Raw genomic sequence first — 16413 nt, 5'->3', positions numbered from 1 at the left:
CTCATCCTTGCCACCCTCTCCCACAAGGGGAGATGGAAAAGACGCGCCCCCGACCAACGGCCATTCCGAGCCGATCAGCCGAAACCGTATGATCCAGCGTCCGCTGCGCGGGATGCGGACGACGGCGCAAGGTCTGCGCCGCGGCGTCCTGCCTTGGACGTCGGACGGCACCGCGCCGTGGAGCGCAGCGCGCACAGGTCCTGCTCAGATCATTGCGGTGCGGGCGTCGGGCTGCTGGGCGTCGAGCGCCTGCCGCAGCTTCTCGATGGCGCGGGTCTCGATCTGGCGGACGCGCTCCTTGGAGATGCCAAGGCGGGAGCCAAGCGCCTCCAGGGTGGAGGCGTTGTCGACCAGTCGCCGCTCGCGCAGGATGCGCATCTCGCGCTCCGACAGCACCGCCAGCGCCGCCCGCAACCACTTGGCCCGCCGCACCCGGTCGATTTCCTCGCCGGCCTGCTCGTCCGGCGCCGGACCGTCCCACACCAGAAAGTCCTGCCGCTCCGAGGACGCCGCGCTGTCCGGGTCGGACATCGGCGCGTTGAGCGACATATCGTGTCCCGACAGCCGCGCGTCCATCATCGCGACGTCGTTGACCGACACGCCGATGGTCTCGGCGATGTTCTGGTAGAGCTGCGAGGTCGAGATGTCCTCGCCGCGCTGGGCGAGGCGTGCCCGCATGCGGCGAAGGTTGAAGAACAGCGCCTTTTGTGCCGACGAGGTGCCGCCGCGCACGATCGACCAGTTACGCAGCACATAGTCCTGGATCGCCGCGCGGATCCACCAAGTGGCGTAGGTCGAAAACCGCACCTCGCGTTCGGGGTCAAACCGAGCCGCGGCCTCCAGCAAGCCGACATGTCCTTCCTGGATCAGGTCGGCCATCGGCAAATTGTAGTGCTTGAAGCGGGCGGCGATCGCGATCACCAGCCGGATGTGCGCCGACGCCAAGCGGTGCAGCGCGTCCTGATCGCCCACCGCCTTCCAGCGCACGGCAAGATCGTGCTCCTCCTCGCGGCCGAGGAACGGCGCATTCATGGCAGCTTTAACGAAACGCTGGCGAACCCCCATGACGCGGGCCATGCTGTTCTCCCATTGATCTTCCCGGAAGCATTTTTGTTTTCTATTTATTTGCGTACGCGCCGCCCCGTTGGATCACAAGCCGGCGTCGTTTGTGGCTCAATGGGGGAAACGGCCTGGGTCCGCGCCCGGTTCCCAAGCGCCAGTTGCGCAATATATTCATTCTAAATCGGTATTGCGAGGCGTCCGGCCGGAGCCGCCGCACCGGCGTTGCCACGCTGGCGGCGGCGAGACATCTTGTCGCACAGCGGTCGCGAACAGCGGGGTGACGGGCGCGCGGTCGACGGTTGCCTCGGCAACTATGGCACCGGCGAGGTCGCCGGAGCTGGTGTTACCCTACGTGCAGGTTGCCGCAAGTTGCGGTCACCCGCGCCCTGGTTATGTCCAACGCCCGATCGAGCGACGACCCGGAAATCTGCCGCGGATTCAGGGCGCCGGCGGAGCTGGCGGCCGGCCGTTCGATGCGGAGCAAGCACTCGGCCTCATGGTGCGAAGGCTGCCACTGGGTCGCGCTGCTGGCGCGCCCGATGCCAGGCTCCGCAGCCGTCTCAAACCATGGGGCCGACCTCGGCTCTAAAGTCCGCCTCATCCTTCGGACCCCCGCTTTCGCGGGCTCAGGATGAGGCGAGCTGGCGTTGGTGGAAGGTCAGGCTCAAAGGCAGCAGTTATCAGATCGGCGCATGCCCGGACCCCTGCTGCCGCGTTCCGCCGCGCGGGTCGGCGCCGCCGCGCACCTTCTCCGACGCCGCCGCCAAAACAAAACTCCGGCCGCGAGGGCCGGAGTTCGTTGGATCGGTCGAGCGCTCGCCGGCGGATGATCGCCGCTGCGGACGATCAGGCCGCTTCGGCTGCGGTCTCGGTCTCGGCGGTGTCTTCCGCCTCGGGCTCCGCATCTTCGGCCTTGCCGCCGCGGCGCGGCCCCTTGGCGAGCTGCGCTTCGATGCGCTTGATCGCCTCGGTTTCGGTGAGGTCTTCGACCGCTGCGATCTCGCGGGCCATGCGGTCGAGCGCCTGCTCGAACAGCTGGCGTTCGGAGTAGGACTGCTCAGGCTGCTGTTCGGAGCGGTAAAGATCGCGCACGACTTCGGCGATGGCGACGAGATCGCCGGAATTGATCTTCGCCTCGTATTCCTGGGCGCGGCGCGACCACATGGTGCGCTTGATGCGGGCACGGCCCTTCAGGGTATCGAGCCCTTTCTTGACCACGTTTCCTTCGGCGAGCTTGCGCATCCCCACGGCCACGGCCTTGCTGGTCGGGACTCGCAGCTTCATCTTCTCCTTGTCGAAGGCGATGACGAACAGTTCAAGCTTGAAACCGGCGACTTCCTGCTCTTCGATGGCAACGATCTGGCCGACGCCGTGAGCCGGATAGACGATGAACTCATTCGTCTTGAAGCCATGACGGGTCTGAGCCGCGGCCGTCTTCTTGGCGGTCATGCGCTTTCACACTCCTGGATTTGGCCGGCGCTGGCGCGAGGCGGCCTAAAATCCCTCAACGATGCACCCAATGGCGCGCCAGAGAGACTGCCCGCCCTTGGGAAATCTGTTTCCTCAGGGGAGCCCGAGCAGCCGGCAGCCAAACTTGCCCGCCCCCGAGCCGACCATCGCGCAACAGCGCGAGCCGCCACCGGAGACGTTTCAGATTTCACTGATCCGAGATCCGAAAAAAACGCTCCACATGGGAGCGCTTCAGCGCGAAGAAGTCCGACTGTTCTGTGACCGTATCACGAACAGCGAAAAAAATCAAAGATATTTGGACTTCCTGCGCGCAGGCCTGTCGGCAACCTCAGTCGCCTTCGCCAGGATTTGATGAAAACTGTGCTTTTTTGCCCGCAATGCCGTCCCAATCCTTGGCGTCGGCCGGCGGCTCACGTTTCATCGTAACGTTGGGCCATTCCTTTGCATACTGCGCATTCAACGCCAGCCACCCGTCGAGGTCCGGCTCGGTGTCGGGCTTGATCGCCTCCGCCGGGCACTCCGGCTCACACACGCCGCAGTCGATGCATTCGTCCGGGTTGATGACGAGCATGTTCTCGCCCTCGTAGAAGCAGTCGACCGGACACACTTCCACGCAATCCATATACTTGCACTTGATGCAATTCTCGGTAACGACGTAGCTCATTTCAGCCCCTGAGACGCGGGTGACAGCCGGCATTTGTCGGTTTTCGGACACCCCCTAGCCGAGGCCGCCTGCGCCGGCAAGTCCGAAGCGTTCCGTCCGGTGAAAGCAGGCCGGCGGCATGCGACCAGCGCATGGCACTCGGGAAAGCTCGCGGCCCGGGTCAGGTTTTCGTGATGTCCTCGACCAGACCCCGCGCCTCGTCCGCGCTGCCGCGCCGTGCCGCAAACCCGAGCACCCGCAATAGCCGCGGACCGCGGTCGAGCGCAACCGTGATGATGTCGCCGGGATGCACGGTGCGGGTGACGCCCGCCACCCGCACCCCGTTGACGCGAACGTAGCCGGCCCGGACCAAGTCCGCCGCGTCGGCGCGGGTGCGGACGATGCGAGCGTGACACAGCCAGCGATCAATGCGCTGAGCTGATTCGCGACCGACCGCCTCGCTCATGACCGGCCCATCACTCAGTTCCCACCGCAGCGCGGAGCGGCGCGCAAACCGTGTCAGCTCGCGCCGCACCCCCGGCGTGTCACGGCTTGTCCGCCTCCATGCGGGCCTTGAGGATCGCCAGCTTGGCGAACGGCGAATCCGGGTCCACCGGCTTGTCCTCGCGGCGATCGGCCCGCGATTCGTAACGCGGCCGCTCCGCGTTGGGTCCACGCGGCCGGTCGTCGCGACGCGGACCGCCCCGCCCCTCACCTCGGCCTTCGCCGCGGCCCTCGCCACGGTCGGGCCGTCCCGGCGCCGGGCCGCGGCCGAACCGCTCGCCCCGCTCCGGCCGTTCGCTGCGCTCGGGTCGCTCCCGGCCCGGCTCACCGTCCGGCCGGCGGCGCTGATCGGGCCGCGGCCGGTCGAACCGGCGGGGCCGCGACGCATCGGGCTCAGCCGGCGCGGCCTCGCCGGGGGTCGCAGGCGCCTCGGCCGGGGCCCGCCGCGGCGGGCGGCCGCGGCCTTCGCCCGGGGCATGGCGCGGCCGCCGCGCCTCGTGCCGGCCGCCGACGCGCCAAACTTCGATCATCGCCGGGTCGGCCGGCGTGGCCTCCGCATCGCCCGCTTCGGCGGTTGCCACGGCTGTTGTCTCAACCGGTGTCTCGTCACTCGCCGCCGCAGCGGGATCGCCCGCCGCCTCGACGGCCGGCGCCTCGGGCTCCGCGGCATCGGCCTCGGCGACGGAGGTTTCGGACTCCTCGCCGTCGGGCTGGACGGAGGTCTCCGCCGCTTCGGCCAGTGCAGCGGTCTCCGTCGCGTCGTCCTCAGCCGGAATCTCCTCCGGTGGGGTCGCCGACCCCTCGCTGGGCGCCTCGGCGTCGGCACCGGCGGTTTCCGCATCCGACTCGGCCGCGGTCTCGACCAGCGCGCCATCGGCCGGCGCGGTCTCGACCGGTGCGGCCTCCGGCGGCGGCGCCCGCCGCTCCATGCGATAGCCCAGCGCCTTGAGGATCGAGGCAAAATCGTCACCGGAGCACCCGACCAGCGAGGTCATGCCGACGGTGACGGTGAAACCGGTGCCGTCGACCGCGCCCGGCGGCTTGGCCCCGGGTGCAGCCGGCCGCCACGCCAGCGCCGGCCGGATCAGGTCGGCGAGACGCTCCAGAATGTCGACGCGCACCGCGCGCTCGCCGACCACCCGATAGCCGACGGCGCGGTAGAGCGCCTTCTGCACCTCGTGATCGACCGGAATCGAGGTGCGGCCGGAGGCGGCGAGGTGCGGCAGGGTGTCGAGGCCCTTCTGCTCCAGACCGCCGTGCTTGAGCGCCCACAGCTGCAGCGCCAGCGCGCGCGGCGCCGGCTTCAGCAGCGCGGGCAGATAGAGGTGGTGGGCGCCGAACCGCACGCCGTATTTGCGCAGCACCGCGCGGGAGGTCTGGTCGAGGCCCTTGACATCGTCGGCGACGCGCTGCCGCTCCAGCACGCCGAGCGCTTCGGCGATCTGGAAGGCGACGCCGCGGGCGATGCCGGTGATGTCCTCGGCATTGACCAGGGCGAGCAGCGGCCCCAGCAGCTTTTCGATATGGGCAGCGAGCCACAGGTCGAGCCGGGCCTGAACCTGATCGCGCGCCGCGCCGGTGAGCTGCTCGTCGGCGATCAGCCGGGTCCGCGGCTTCAGCACGTCGTCGCCGGACAGGATGCGGGCGATCGCCTCGCCCAGCCACCGCACGGTGCCATCGGCGGCGAGCACGATCGATTCGTCGCGCGCCTCGCCAAATCGCGCCGCGCGCTGATCGATCTCGCCGGCGAGCGCCTTGGCCGAGGCGGCACGCAACGCCCGAGCGTCCGGGCCGGCGGTGCTGGCTTCCGGTGCGAAATGGAAGCCTTGAAGGTGGCCGATCCGGTGGCCTTCTACCAACACATCGCCGGTCTTGCTGATTTCGGTCTCGAGCATTGTATTTTCTCTGAGGCGCCGCATCAGCACGCTGGTGCGGCGGTCGACAAATCGCTGGGTGAGTCGCTCATGAAGGGCGTCAGACAGCTTGTCCTCGAGCCCGCGAGTGATGGCCTGCCAATATTCCGGATCTTTAAGCCAATCGGGCCGATTGGCCACGAATGTCCAGGTCCGCATATGGGCGATTCGCGTCGACAACGTATCGATATCGCCGTCGGTACGATCGGCGAGCGCCAGCTGTCGGGCGAACCAGTCCGCAGGAACACTACCGTTCCGCTGCAGGAAACCATAGAGGGTCGTGCACAGCTCGGCGTGGGCGGCTGGCGCAATCTTGCGATAGTCGGGAACCTGGCAACAGTCCCACAACCGGGCGACCGCCTCGCGCGTCCGGGCCACTTCCCGTACTTCACCGTCACGAACCGCAGCCTCCAGAACCAGCACATCCTCCGCCACCGGCGCCCGCGTCAAGCCGGGTTCGGCAGGTACACGCGCCAAGGACATCTGCAACGCCGCCAGCGAGCCGAAGTCCAGGTGCGTGTTGCGCCACTGTAGAACCTTGGCCGGCTCGAAACTATGACTTTCGAGCTGTTCCACCAGCTCCGTCTCAAACGGCGCGCAGCGGCCGGTGACGCCGAAGGTGCCGTCCCGCATCGCCCGGCCGGCGCGGCCGGCCACCTGCGCCAGTTCGGCCGGCGACAGCCGGCGGTACTGGTAGCCGTCGAATTTACGGTCGGAGGCGAAGGCGACGTGGTCGACGTCGAGGTTGAGGCCCATGCCGATGGCATCGGTCGCCACCAGATAGTCGACGTCGCCCGACTGGTAGAGCGCAACCTGGGCGTTGCGGGTGCGCGGGCTGAGCGCGCCCAGCACCACCGCGGCGCCGCCTTGCTGGCGACGGATCAGCTCGGCGATGGCGTAAACTTCCTCGGCCGAGAACGCGACGATGGCGGACCGCGGCGGCAGCCGCGTCAATTTCTTCTCGCCGGCATAGACCAGTTGCGACAGCCGCGGCCGCTGCACCACGGTGACACCCGGCAGCAGCCGCTCCACCAGCGGGCGCATGGTGGCGGCCCCCAGCACCAGCGTCTCGTCGCGGCCGCGGCGGTTGAGGAAACGGTCGCAGAACACGTGGCCGCGCTCGAAATCGGCGGCGAGCTGGATCTCGTCGATGGCGACGAACGACACGTCGAGGTCGCGCGGCATCGCTTCGACGGTGGCGACCCAGTAGCGCGGGTTGGGCGGCTTGATCTTCTCCTCGCCGGTGACCAGCGCCACCTCGCGCTCGCCAATGCGACTGACGATGTGGCCGTAGACCTCGCGCGCGAGCAGACGCAGCGGCAGGCCGATCAAGCCGGTCGGGTGCGCCAACATGCGCTCGATCGCCAGCCGGGTCTTGCCGGTGTTGGTCGGCCCGAGCACAGCGGTGACACCGCGGGCGCGCAGGGACGGAGGAAGGACCGAAGAAAGAAACTGGGACACGGGCGGTCGTTACTCGGCGCGCAAAGAACCCGGGGCTCGCCTCGCTTGTATCATATCGCGACGCCGATGGGACGGCCGCCGCCGCGATTGCGCGACGAAACGGAACGACCCCCGAACGAACCGGGGCCGAATCGACGACCCGGCGGAAATCATCCTTCGTTCCCGCCGGCCGCCGCCCCTTATCTAGGGTGCCGCGGCGCAATCGCGAGGGGTCGCGACCGCCCGCCGGCGGCGGCGCCGGTCGCAAAGACGCCAAAGGCCGGCCCGGTGTTCGAACACAGACCTGCCGCGGCGGTGTCCGGGCGATCGCGACGACCTTGGCGCGCCGTCAGCGCGCCGTCCCGCCCTCGGCCGGCACCGCGGCGCGGGCCTCGGTGTGCTGGGTCGAGAAGCTTTTCGCCTCGATCACGCAGGTGCCGACCTTGGTCGCCACCGAGATTCTGAACGGCACCAGCACCCGGCTGCCGGCGACCGGGACCAGCCACACCGAGATGTCGTTGTTGGCCTCCATGTACTCGATGTCTTTGCGCCCGAGCCGGTGGCCGGCGACCGCCTTGAAGGCGACCTGGCACACCACCGCGGTGCCGCTGAAGCCCTTGGCGGCGACCGTATCCTGGCGGGCGTAGCTGAGGGTCAGGTCGTAGCGCGCCACGCCATCGAAGATCGGCAGCACGCGGTTGCACGCCTCCGGCCCGATCACGTCGCCGGTGCCGGGCACCGCGAACAGCGTCGCGCTCATCGGGTCGAGCACGTTGCGGCGGTGGGCATCGGTCACCTCCAGCCGGTCCGGCCGCGGCTGCGGCGTCGGCGTGACCTGGAGATTCTTGACCGCGCCGGCCTTGTCGAAGCCGAACTGGATTTCGAGGTGGCGACTGTCGCTGTCGGCGGTGAGGGCGAACGAGCCCGGCTGGAGCTTGTCCTTGACCAGCGTGCCGCGGGCGCCGGCGCGGCCTTTGCCCTCGGCGACGATCTGGGCGACGCCGGTCACCTTGGCGTTCGATACCGTGGTGAAGGTGTTGGCGTTGATGTCGACGACGAACGCGGCCTTGCCGATCTCAATGCCGGCCAACGTGACCTCGTATTGCGCGATCACCTTGCTGTCGCCGGCCGCCGCCGACCCCGCCGCCGGCAATACGGCGATCATGGCGGCGATGGCGGCGAGGCGCGCACCGGGTTGGCGGGCTGGTCGGATTCCTGGCAGGACGAATGACAGCATGACATCCCCCGGTGCGACGCAAATCCGGCAGAACTGTGCCGCAGACCCGCCCCGTCTGTCACGGAAACTGCGCTGGCGGCAGCGCCGGGCGCCAACGCGCTTGACGCGCCGGATCCAGATGATTATACGCCCACTCTCCCTATGACGAGTTTGAGACGGCCGCCGCATTGGAGCGGCCTCATTGAGGTTGTGACATGTCCCGGCGTTGCGATCTGACCGGCAAAGCGGTTCTGGTGGGTCACAAGGTGAGCCACTCGAACCGAAAGACCAAGCGGCGGTTCCTGCCGAACCTGTGCAATGTCACGTTCCGGTCCGATGTGCTCGGCCGCGAAGTGCGACTGCGGGTGTCCGCCAACGCGATCAAGACCGTCGACCACCGCGGTGGCTTCGACGCCTTCCTGGTCAAGGCGCGGGCCGAGGAACTCTCGCCGCGTGCGCTCGAGATGAAGCGCGCCGTCGAGAAGGCCCAGGTCGTCGCGGCCTGAGATTTCGCGAATTCAGTTCGGTTGACAAAACGCCGCCCGGCCTCGCCGGGCGGCGTTTTGCTGTTTGCTGCTTCCCGGCTGGAGCCAGAACCGCGCCCCGGGCTCGGCTGAGCCTTGCGCCCGGGGCAGCAGCATCGGTCGAACACAGCGGTCCGGGCTCGATCCGCCGGAAGCTGGCTCATTCCGCCTTTGGCCGATCACCTCGTGAAAGCGGACACAGCCTGGCCGAAAACCCTTGATTGGAAGGGGAGATCGTTCGGCGAGAGGGCTGCGAACCCCGGCCCGATCGGCCGGGTTTCAGATCACTCGCCCTGGATCATGCCGAGCGCGACCATATAGAGCTCGACGATCGCCTCGTGCTCCTGGCGCTCGTCGCGGTCCTGCTTGCGCAGCTTCAGGATCTCCTTCAGCGCCTTGACGTCGAAGCCGTTGGCCTTGGCCTCGGCGAACACGTCCTTGATGTCGTCGGCGATGGCCTTCTTCTCTTCCTCGAGGCGCTCGATGCGCTCGACGATGGCCTTGAGCTGGTCCTTGGCAAAATTGGTGGCCTCGCCGGTGATATCGGTATCGGCTTGGCGGGCGGGTCTGGATGCGGCCATCGATGGTCCCTTGTCCAAAGTGGGGGATTGCCGCCGCGGAACCGGCCGGCCATGCCGCGCGTCTCGCTCAAACCCGATCCGCTCGCCGACGACCCTGGACCGTCGCGACCTTGGACCGTCCTGGAACGGACGCGCGCTGCCGTGTCAGCCCCTGAAGGCGGCCTTGCGCGGAGTGTCGGCAAGCTCCGCCGACACCGTGTTGAAACTGTGGTCGAAACGGTTAGCAAATCGGCAACCTCGCGAGCGCTTTGCAGGGGAAAGATTTGATCCTGTCGGCGCGCGCGGCGCCGCTATAATGGAGCCGTCGGCGCGGGGCGCGACATCGTCTGTGGTTGGCATGGCCGGCGGCACTGGCCGGCAACGACGTCGGAGCGGAGGATGGATCATGGGTTGGCTCGTTCTGGGTGTGATCGTCGCGGCCGCGCTGTGGGCGGTGGTGGTCTACAATCGCCTGGTGGCGCTGCGGCAGGCGGTCAACAACGCCGAAGGCGACATCGACGTGCAGCTGCGCCAGCGCTTCGACCTGGTGCCGCAGCTGGTGGAGACGGTGAAGGGCTACGCCCAGCACGAATCGGGCGTCCTTGAGAGGATCACCGAGGCCCGCACCGCGGTGGCGGCGGCCGACACGCCGGCCGCAAAGATGGCGGCGGAAGCGGGTCTCAGCCGGGCGCTGGGCGGGCTGATCGCGGTGGCCGAGGCCTATCCCGACCTCAAGGCCAGCGCCAATTTCCAGACGCTGCAGACCCAGTTGATGGACATCGAGGACAAGATCGCCGCGGCGCGGCGCTTCCTCAACAATTCGGTCAGCGAGTACAACGCCTCGATCGCGCAGATCCCGGCAGTGCTGTTCGCCACGCGGCTCGGCTTCGCGCCCGCCCAGTTCTATGACCTGCCGGCCGACCGCGCCGCCGAAATCAACGAGCCGGTCAAGGTCAGCTTCAAATGAGCGACCGGCCGCTCGGCCCGGCGGCGAGCGCTGCGGCGTCGCCGCGGCCGCTGCCGGCCGGCGTGGTCGGGCTCAAGACCTGGATCTGGCGCAACAACTCGCGCAGCGTGCTGCTGCTGATCGCATTCCCGGCGCTGATGGCCGCGGTCACCTTCGTGCTGTGCCACGCCTTTGCGCTGATCGTGACCGAGGATGGCAGCTCCGCGCCGGCCGACGCCAACCAGGCGTTCGCGCTGGCGCTCCCGGTGGTGCTGGCGGCAACCGGGCTGTGGTTCGCCATCGCCTATCTGGTGCAGCGGCCGGCGATCCTGGCGTTGGCCGGCGCCAAGCTCGACGACAGCTCGGAGGGCGCGCGGCGGGTGCGGCGGCTCATCGAGCCGCTTGCGATCTCGCGCGGGCTGCCGACGCCCAAGGTCGCGGTGATCGACAGCTCCGGCCTCAACGCCTTTGCCACCGGCTGGAGCGAGCGGAACGCGGTGGTCGGCGTCACCTCAGGGCTGCTCGCCGCGCTCGACGACCGCGAGCTGGAGGCGGTGCTGGCCCACGAGATGACCCACGTCATCAATCGCGACACCCGGCTGCTGATCGTCTCGGTGGTGTTCGTCGGGGTGTTCGCCCTCGCCGCCGAACTCGCCACCCAGCTGATGCGCGGCGCCTCCTATTCGCGGAACGGCAAGAAGGCCGGCCAGATTCTCATGTTCCTGGTGGTGGCGGTGACGGTGCTGTGGCTGGCGCGGCTGGTGTCGCTGGCGTTGCGCTTTGCCATCTCCCGCAAGCGCGAATTCCTGGCCGACGCCGGCGCCATCGAGCTGACCAAGAACCCAGGCGCCCTGGTGTCGGCGCTGACCAAGATCGAGGCCAAGCCCGAGGTCGGCGCGGTCGCCGACGAGGTCCAGCAGATGTTCATCTTCGACCCGCCGGACGGCTTGAGCTGGTTCTCCACCCACCCCACCATGACCGCCCGCATCGCCGCGATCCGGGCGGTGGGGTAAGGGTCGCAGGAGGCTCGACCTGTCGTCCTCGGCGAGCATCGCAAAGCGATGCGAGAGAAGAGGACCCAGGAACCGCGACTTTCAGGAAATATGCCGGCAGGAGATATGCCGGCACCGTGGTCCCTGGGTTCCCTTCCCCTCGCCGCCAAGGCGGCTCGGCCGGGAATGACCGGATGCGCTGCCGCACCGGTATTCCCACGATTCGGCCGGGAGAACGTGCGCGGTCACCCCGCGATCAGCCGCCGGCCGTCATGGCTGCGAATGGTCACCTCGACCAGGCTGCCGGGCGCGGCCGGCTCGGCGAGCTGAACTTGCGTGAACTGCGGCGTGCGGCCAAGGCCGTCCGATTCCACCAGCACGGCGTGGCGGGCGCCGATCTGCTCATCGAGGTGGAGCCTCAGCCGCTCCTCGCCCGTGGCGCGGAGCCGTGCCGCCCGCGCCTTCACCACCTCGCGCTCGACCAGCGGCATCTTGGCCGCCGGGGTGCCGTCCCGGGGCGAGAACGGGAAGACGTGGAGGAAGGTCAATCCGCAGTCCTCGACGTGGCGAACGGTGTTCTCCGCCATGTCGTCGGTCTCGGTCGGGAAGCCGGCGATCAGGTCGGCGCCGAACACCATGTCGGGCCGCAAGGCGCGCAGCAGGTCGCAGAACGCCACGGCGTCCTGGGCGCGGTGGCGGCGCTTCATGCGCTTCAACACCATGTCGTCGCCCGCCTGCAACGACAGGTGCAGATGCGGCATCAGCCGCGCCTCGCTGGCCAACGCATCGACCAGGTCGCGGTCGGCCTCGACCGAATCGATCGACGACAACCGCAATCGCTTCAGCTCCGGCACGTGCCGGAGGATGGCCTTGACCAGGGTGCCGAGCTTGGGCGCGCCGGGCAGATCGCCGCCGTAAGAGGTGAGGTCGACCCCGGTCAGCACCACCTCGGCGTGGCCGGTCTCGACCAGATGGCGCACCGCCGCCACCGCCTCTCCCATCGCCACCGAGCGCGAGACACCGCGGCCGTAAGGGATGATGCAGAAGGTGCAGCGGTGGTCGCAGCCGTTCTGCACCTGCACGAAGGCGCGGGTGCGGCCGTCGAGGCCGTCGATCAGGTGGGCGGCGGTCTCGCGCACCGCAAAGATGTCGTTGACCGCGACCTTTTCGGTGTCGGAGGCGCCGAAATCGAGCGCGGAACGGGTGGCGGCCCACGCCGTCGGCAAGGTCTTGTCGCCATTGCCGATCACCCGGGCCACCTCCGGCATGTCGGCGAAGGTGGCGGGCTCGGTCTGGGCGGCGCAGCCGGTGACGACGATGCGGGCGCCGGGGTTCTCGCGCTTCAGCTTGCGGATCGACTGCCGCGCCTGGCGCACCGCTTCCGCGGTCACCGCGCAGGTGTTGACGATGACGGCGTCCTTGAGCCCGGCCTCGTCGGCGGCGCGCCGCATCGCTTCCGATTCCACGGTGTTGAGCCGGCAGCCGAAGGTGACGATCTCGACCATCAGAGCATTTTCCGAAAAAGTTGGAACCGGTTTTGCGAAGAAAATGCGAAAGATCAGCAACGTAAAGCATCCGGCCTGACTTCAGTCAGGTTGGATGCTTCAGGCCGCGGCCTCGAACCAGTGGGGGTCGAACCGCCCGGCGAACTCGTGCTCGACCGGGCCGGTCATCAGCACGCGGTCGTCGCTGTGGCGCCATTCGATGACGAGGTCGCCGCCGGGCAGCGACACCCTGGCCTTGCGCTCGGTGCGGCGGGTGCGGACGGCGGCGACCACCGCGGCACAGGCCGCCGAGCCGCAGGCCAGCGTGATGCCGGCGCCGCGCTCCCAAACTTTCAGCCGGATATGGCCGCGGTCGATCACCTGGGCGAGCGAGATGTTGGCGCGCTCGGGAAACAGCGGGTGGCATTCGAGCAGCGGCCCGACCCGGGCGAGGTCGACCGCCTCGACGTCGTCCACCCAGAAGATGGCGTGGGGGTTGCCCATGTTGACCACCGCGGGCGAGTGCAGGATCGGCGCGCCGCGCGGGCCGATCTCGAGCTCGATGGCGCGGGTGTCGGCGAACGGCTCGGCCAGCGGGATCTCGTCCCATCTCAGCCGCGGCGGCCCCATGTCCACCGTGATCAGTCCGCCCTCGGCCCGAACGCACGGCAACAGCCCGGCGCGGGTCTCGAACAGCAGGGCATCCTTGCCGGTCTCGGCGAACACAATGTCGGCGATGCAGCGGGTGCCGTTGCCGCAGGCGCCCGATTCGGAGCCGTCCTGGTTGAGGATGCGAACATAGGCGTCGCTGCCCGGCGTGCGCGGCGGATAGAGCACCATCATCTGGTCGAACGGCACCCGCGCGGCCACCGCGCACACTTCGTCGGCCGGGATCGACACCGGGTCAGCCCGCAGATCCAGCACGATGATGGCGTTGCCGGCGCCGTTCATCTTGAGAAAGGGGCGATCAGCCAATGTGGCCACGATGAACCTCGGTCAAACCTCTGGCCGGCTATATGGCGGATTGGCGGTTGTTTTGCGAGTCGCCTCCATGGCCAAACTGCGGACATGGTAGTGTTCGCCGCCACCCGGGGACGTCATGATGCGCCGAACTGCTTCGACTTTGCTGCTCGCCCTTGCACTGGGCGCTGGACCAGCCTTCAGCCCGGCTATGGCCGAGACGCCGCCGGCCGCGGCACCGTCGGCACCACCGCCCGCGCCGAGCGCGCCGCCCGACCCCGCCGCCCCAGGCGCACCCGCCGCGCCCGGCACGGCGCCCGCCGAGGCCACCACCACCGCCACCAAGCCCGACGACCCGTTCGGCGAGGAGGTGAGCTATGCCGAGCGCCCGCTGCTGTCGATCAAGGGCGGCACCGGCTGGGAAAATGGCTTCGAGACGTTGCAGAAGGCGTTCAAGGCCGTCAATGCCGCGCTCGCCGCCCGCAATCTGACGCCGGCCGGCCCGCCCACCGTGGTCTATCTGCGCGCCGACGACGCCGGCTTCGATTTCGAGGCCGGGGTGCCGCTGGCCGAGGCGCCGCCGCCGTCCGCCGTCGCCGAGGAACCCAGCGTGCGGCCCTCCCCCGCCGGCCGCGCCCTGCGCTTCACCCACCGCGGGTCTTTCGACACCCTCGATGGCACTTATGAGACGATGACCAATTTTCTCGATCAAAAACGAGTCGACGTCCGCGATCTTTACGTTGAAGAATACCTGACAGACCCGATCTCCACACCCGAGACCGAGTTGCGGGTGTTGATCTACGTGTTTCCGAACTGACCGGCTGCCGAAACATCTCCCGGCCGGCCGGTTAATGCGGATGAATCCATCACCTGGATGACTCCGGCCCGGATGAGATGCCGCCTGCACGCCCTCCGGCGTCCCGGCGGCGTCCCGGCCGCCAAAACAGGTGACCCAAAGCCCAGGTGGCAGGGAGCTGACGCGATGTTGCGGTCTTTGGTGCGTCTGGTGAGCGAGTTGACCGGGGGGCGGCCCGAGAGCGCGGAATTCTCCGATTACGACTACCGGCTGGCGGCGACCGCGCTGTTGGTCCACCTCGTCTCGGTCGACGGCGAGATGAGCGCGGTCGAGCGCGAGCACCTTGCCGCGATCCTGCGCCAGCGTTTCGACCTCGATGCCGGCGAGGCCGCCCGGCTGATCGCCGCCGCGATCGACAAGGACCTCGAGGCGATCGACCTCTACAGCTTCACCTCGGTGCTCAACCGCGCCCTCGACGACGAGGAGCGCCGCCGCATCGTCGAGATGATGTGGGAGGTGGTGTTTGCCGACGGCCGGGTCGACGAGCTGGAGGACAGCGTGGTGTGGCGGGCGGCCGACCTGCTTCACGTCCCGGCCCGCGACCGCATTGCGCTCAAGCTCAAGATCGCCGACCGCGCGGTTCCGGACGCGGACGCCTGATGGCCGGCCGCCATACGGCGTCGGGGTGACCCGTCGGGGTCGCGGAAACCGTATCAAGCCTGCAAAACGCTGGCCGGTCGAGGAAGATCGCGGTTTCGAGCACGGATGGCGGCTGAGTTGTTTCCGGGATTGCGGCGTGATCTCCCGGAAACCGGATGGGGGGATCTTGAGGGATGGCACGGCATCCGTTGGTGCTGGTCACCGGCGCCTCGACCGGGATCGGCGCGGCGCTCGCCCGGTTGTTCGCCGCCGACGGCCACCAATTGGCGCTGGTGGCGCGGCACGCGGCTGGCCTGTCCGCGCTCGCCGACGAGATCGCGGCAGCCGGGGCGCCGCGGCCGCTGGTGGTGCCGGCCGACCTTTGCCGGGGCGATAGCGCCGGCCTGGTGGCGGCCGAGCTCGCCGCCAAGGGGTTCGAGCCGGCCGTCGTGGTCAACAACGCCGGCTTCGGTCTGGTCGGCGCCGCCGGCGCGCTCGACCGCGCCGAGCAGCTCCAGATGATCGACCTCAACGTCCGCGCCCTGACCGACTTCAGCCTGCGCTTCCTGCCGGGGGTGATCCGGCACCGCGGCGGCATCCTCAACGTCGCCTCGGTGGCCGGCTTCCTGCCCGGGCCGGGGATGGCGGTCTATTACGCCACCAAGGCGTTCGTGCTGTCGTTTTCCGAGGCGCTGGCGCAGGAGCTTTCCGGCAGCGGTGCCAGCGTCACGGTGCTGTGCCCCGGCCCGGTGCCGACCGGGTTCCAGGCGCGCTCGGGCATGTCGCTGGCCAGCATTCCGTCCGCCATGACGATGTCGGCCGAGGCGGTGGCCAAGGCCGGCTATGACGGCTTCAATGCCGGCCGCCGCGTCGTGGTGCCGGGCATCACCAACCGGCTGGCCGCCGCGTTGGTCGGCCTGGTGCCGCGGCGATTGTTGCTGCCGGCGATGCAGCGTCTGCAGCAGCAGCGCGGCGCCGACGCCAGGCGCTGACGCCGCCGCCGGGTGGCCATGGCCGGTGCGGCATGACGAGGCCCGCGGCGACCGCCGTTTCGCACTCTGCGAACCACGATTCGCAGAACGCAATGCCAGATGCGCAGGCAGCGGCCTCGCCGGGCTATATCTCGGCGGGCGCCTCAATTCTGGCCGATATGTTGTGGTGTGTGGGTTGGCAACCGAATTGCTGAAGAGTTGGCATGGCCGGCCCTGGGTCTCGCGTAGCCGGCCGCCTCGGATGGCGAAGCCTTGGCAACGACCCCTGCCAG

The 16413-nt window shown here is 68.8% G+C and carries 15 protein-coding genes; 6 read left to right on the top strand and 9 right to left on the bottom strand.

Annotated elements, in window-relative coordinates:
• Nucleotides 1–204: 204 nt before the first annotated feature.
• The 6 genes from BVIR_RS00205 to BVIR_RS00175 all read right to left on the bottom strand — a co-directional run bounded on the left by BVIR_RS00205 (nucleotide 205) and on the right by BVIR_RS00175 (nucleotide 8269).
• Nucleotides 205–1077, bottom strand: coding sequence for an RNA polymerase factor sigma-32 (locus BVIR_RS00205; RefSeq protein ID WP_055035922.1), 873 nt, complete (start codon nucleotides 1075–1077; stop codon nucleotides 205–207).
• An 831-nt stretch (nucleotides 1078–1908) separates the two neighbouring features.
• Complete coding sequence (locus BVIR_RS00195) at nucleotides 1909–2511, bottom strand: CarD family transcriptional regulator (protein WP_055035920.1); 603 nt, start codon at nucleotides 2509–2511, stop codon at nucleotides 1909–1911.
• 349 nt (nucleotides 2512–2860) lie between these two features.
• Complete coding sequence (gene fdxA, locus BVIR_RS00190; protein WP_055035919.1) at nucleotides 2861–3196, bottom strand: ferredoxin FdxA; 336 nt, start codon at nucleotides 3194–3196, stop codon at nucleotides 2861–2863.
• Between the two features lie 160 nt (nucleotides 3197–3356).
• A complete protein-coding gene (locus BVIR_RS00185) occupies nucleotides 3357–3641 on the bottom strand; it encodes an RNA-binding S4 domain-containing protein (RefSeq protein WP_055035918.1) in 285 nt (94 codons plus the stop codon).
• 79 nt (nucleotides 3642–3720) lie between these two features.
• Nucleotides 3721–7053: a helicase-related protein gene (locus tag BVIR_RS00180; protein WP_055035917.1), complete on the bottom strand. Its 3333-nt coding sequence runs from the start codon at nucleotides 7051–7053 to the stop codon at nucleotides 3721–3723.
• A gap of 328 nt (nucleotides 7054–7381) precedes the next feature.
• Nucleotides 7382–8269, bottom strand: a complete 888-nt coding sequence (locus tag BVIR_RS00175) for a DUF3108 domain-containing protein (RefSeq protein ID WP_058124851.1) — start codon at nucleotides 8267–8269, stop codon at nucleotides 7382–7384.
• A 194-nt stretch (nucleotides 8270–8463) separates the two neighbouring features.
• On the opposite strand from BVIR_RS00175, the gene rpmB reads away from it, so the two are divergent.
• Nucleotides 8464–8754 (top strand): 50S ribosomal protein L28, encoded by a 291-nt coding sequence (gene rpmB, locus BVIR_RS00170; protein ID WP_055035915.1) that lies wholly within the window; start codon nucleotides 8464–8466, stop codon nucleotides 8752–8754.
• Nucleotides 8755–9056: 302 nt separating this feature from the next.
• Here the strand turns inward: rpmB and BVIR_RS00165 are convergent, their stop codons facing one another.
• Complete coding sequence (locus tag BVIR_RS00165; protein ID WP_055035914.1) at nucleotides 9057–9353, bottom strand: DUF2312 domain-containing protein; 297 nt, start codon at nucleotides 9351–9353, stop codon at nucleotides 9057–9059.
• 385 nt (nucleotides 9354–9738) lie between these two features.
• Here BVIR_RS00165 and BVIR_RS00160 point away from each other — a divergent pair, with 385 nt between their 5' ends.
• Both BVIR_RS00160 and BVIR_RS00155 read left to right on the top strand, forming a co-directional pair.
• On the top strand, nucleotides 9739–10299 hold the full coding sequence (locus tag BVIR_RS00160; protein WP_055035913.1) for a LemA family protein: 561 nt from the start codon (nucleotides 9739–9741) through the stop codon (nucleotides 10297–10299).
• Nucleotides 10296–11291: a M48 family metallopeptidase gene (locus BVIR_RS00155; RefSeq protein ID WP_055035912.1), complete on the top strand. Its 996-nt coding sequence runs from the start codon at nucleotides 10296–10298 to the stop codon at nucleotides 11289–11291. The genes BVIR_RS00160 and BVIR_RS00155 overlap by 4 nt, the downstream gene beginning before the upstream one ends.
• Nucleotides 11292–11515: 224 nt before the next feature.
• Here the strand turns inward: BVIR_RS00155 and mtaB are convergent, their stop codons facing one another.
• Nucleotides 11516–12778: a tRNA (N(6)-L-threonylcarbamoyladenosine(37)-C(2))-methylthiotransferase MtaB gene (gene mtaB, locus BVIR_RS00150; RefSeq protein ID WP_055038559.1), complete on the bottom strand. Its 1263-nt coding sequence runs from the start codon at nucleotides 12776–12778 to the stop codon at nucleotides 11516–11518.
• Nucleotides 12779–12874: 96 nt separating this feature from the next.
• The gene (gene dapF, locus BVIR_RS00145; protein WP_055035911.1) at nucleotides 12875–13738 is read right to left on the bottom strand and encodes a diaminopimelate epimerase; all 864 of its coding nucleotides are present in this window, start codon (nucleotides 13736–13738) and stop codon (nucleotides 12875–12877) included.
• Nucleotides 13739–13925: 187 nt separating this feature from the next.
• On the opposite strand from dapF, the gene BVIR_RS00140 reads away from it, so the two are divergent.
• From BVIR_RS00140 to BVIR_RS00130, 3 genes are all read left to right on the top strand, one after another.
• A complete protein-coding gene (locus tag BVIR_RS00140; protein WP_055035910.1) occupies nucleotides 13926–14531 on the top strand; it encodes a GyrI-like domain-containing protein in 606 nt (201 codons plus the stop codon).
• Nucleotides 14532–14696: 165 nt separating this feature from the next.
• Nucleotides 14697–15170 carry a tellurite resistance TerB family protein gene (locus BVIR_RS00135; protein ID WP_055035909.1) on the top strand — a complete coding sequence of 158 codons (474 nt, stop codon included), beginning with the start codon at nucleotides 14697–14699 and terminating at the stop codon, nucleotides 15168–15170.
• 173 nt (nucleotides 15171–15343) lie between these two features.
• A complete protein-coding gene (locus BVIR_RS00130) occupies nucleotides 15344–16141 on the top strand; it encodes an SDR family NAD(P)-dependent oxidoreductase (protein WP_055035908.1) in 798 nt (265 codons plus the stop codon).
• Nucleotides 16142–16413 lie beyond the last annotated feature (272 nt).

It is taken from the genome of Blastochloris viridis (assembly GCF_001402875.1).
Lineage (GTDB): Bacteria > Pseudomonadota > Alphaproteobacteria > Rhizobiales > Xanthobacteraceae > Blastochloris > Blastochloris viridis.
The sequence above is the reverse complement of the archived record's forward strand: the minus strand, read 5'-3'. Positions and strand labels throughout refer to the sequence as shown.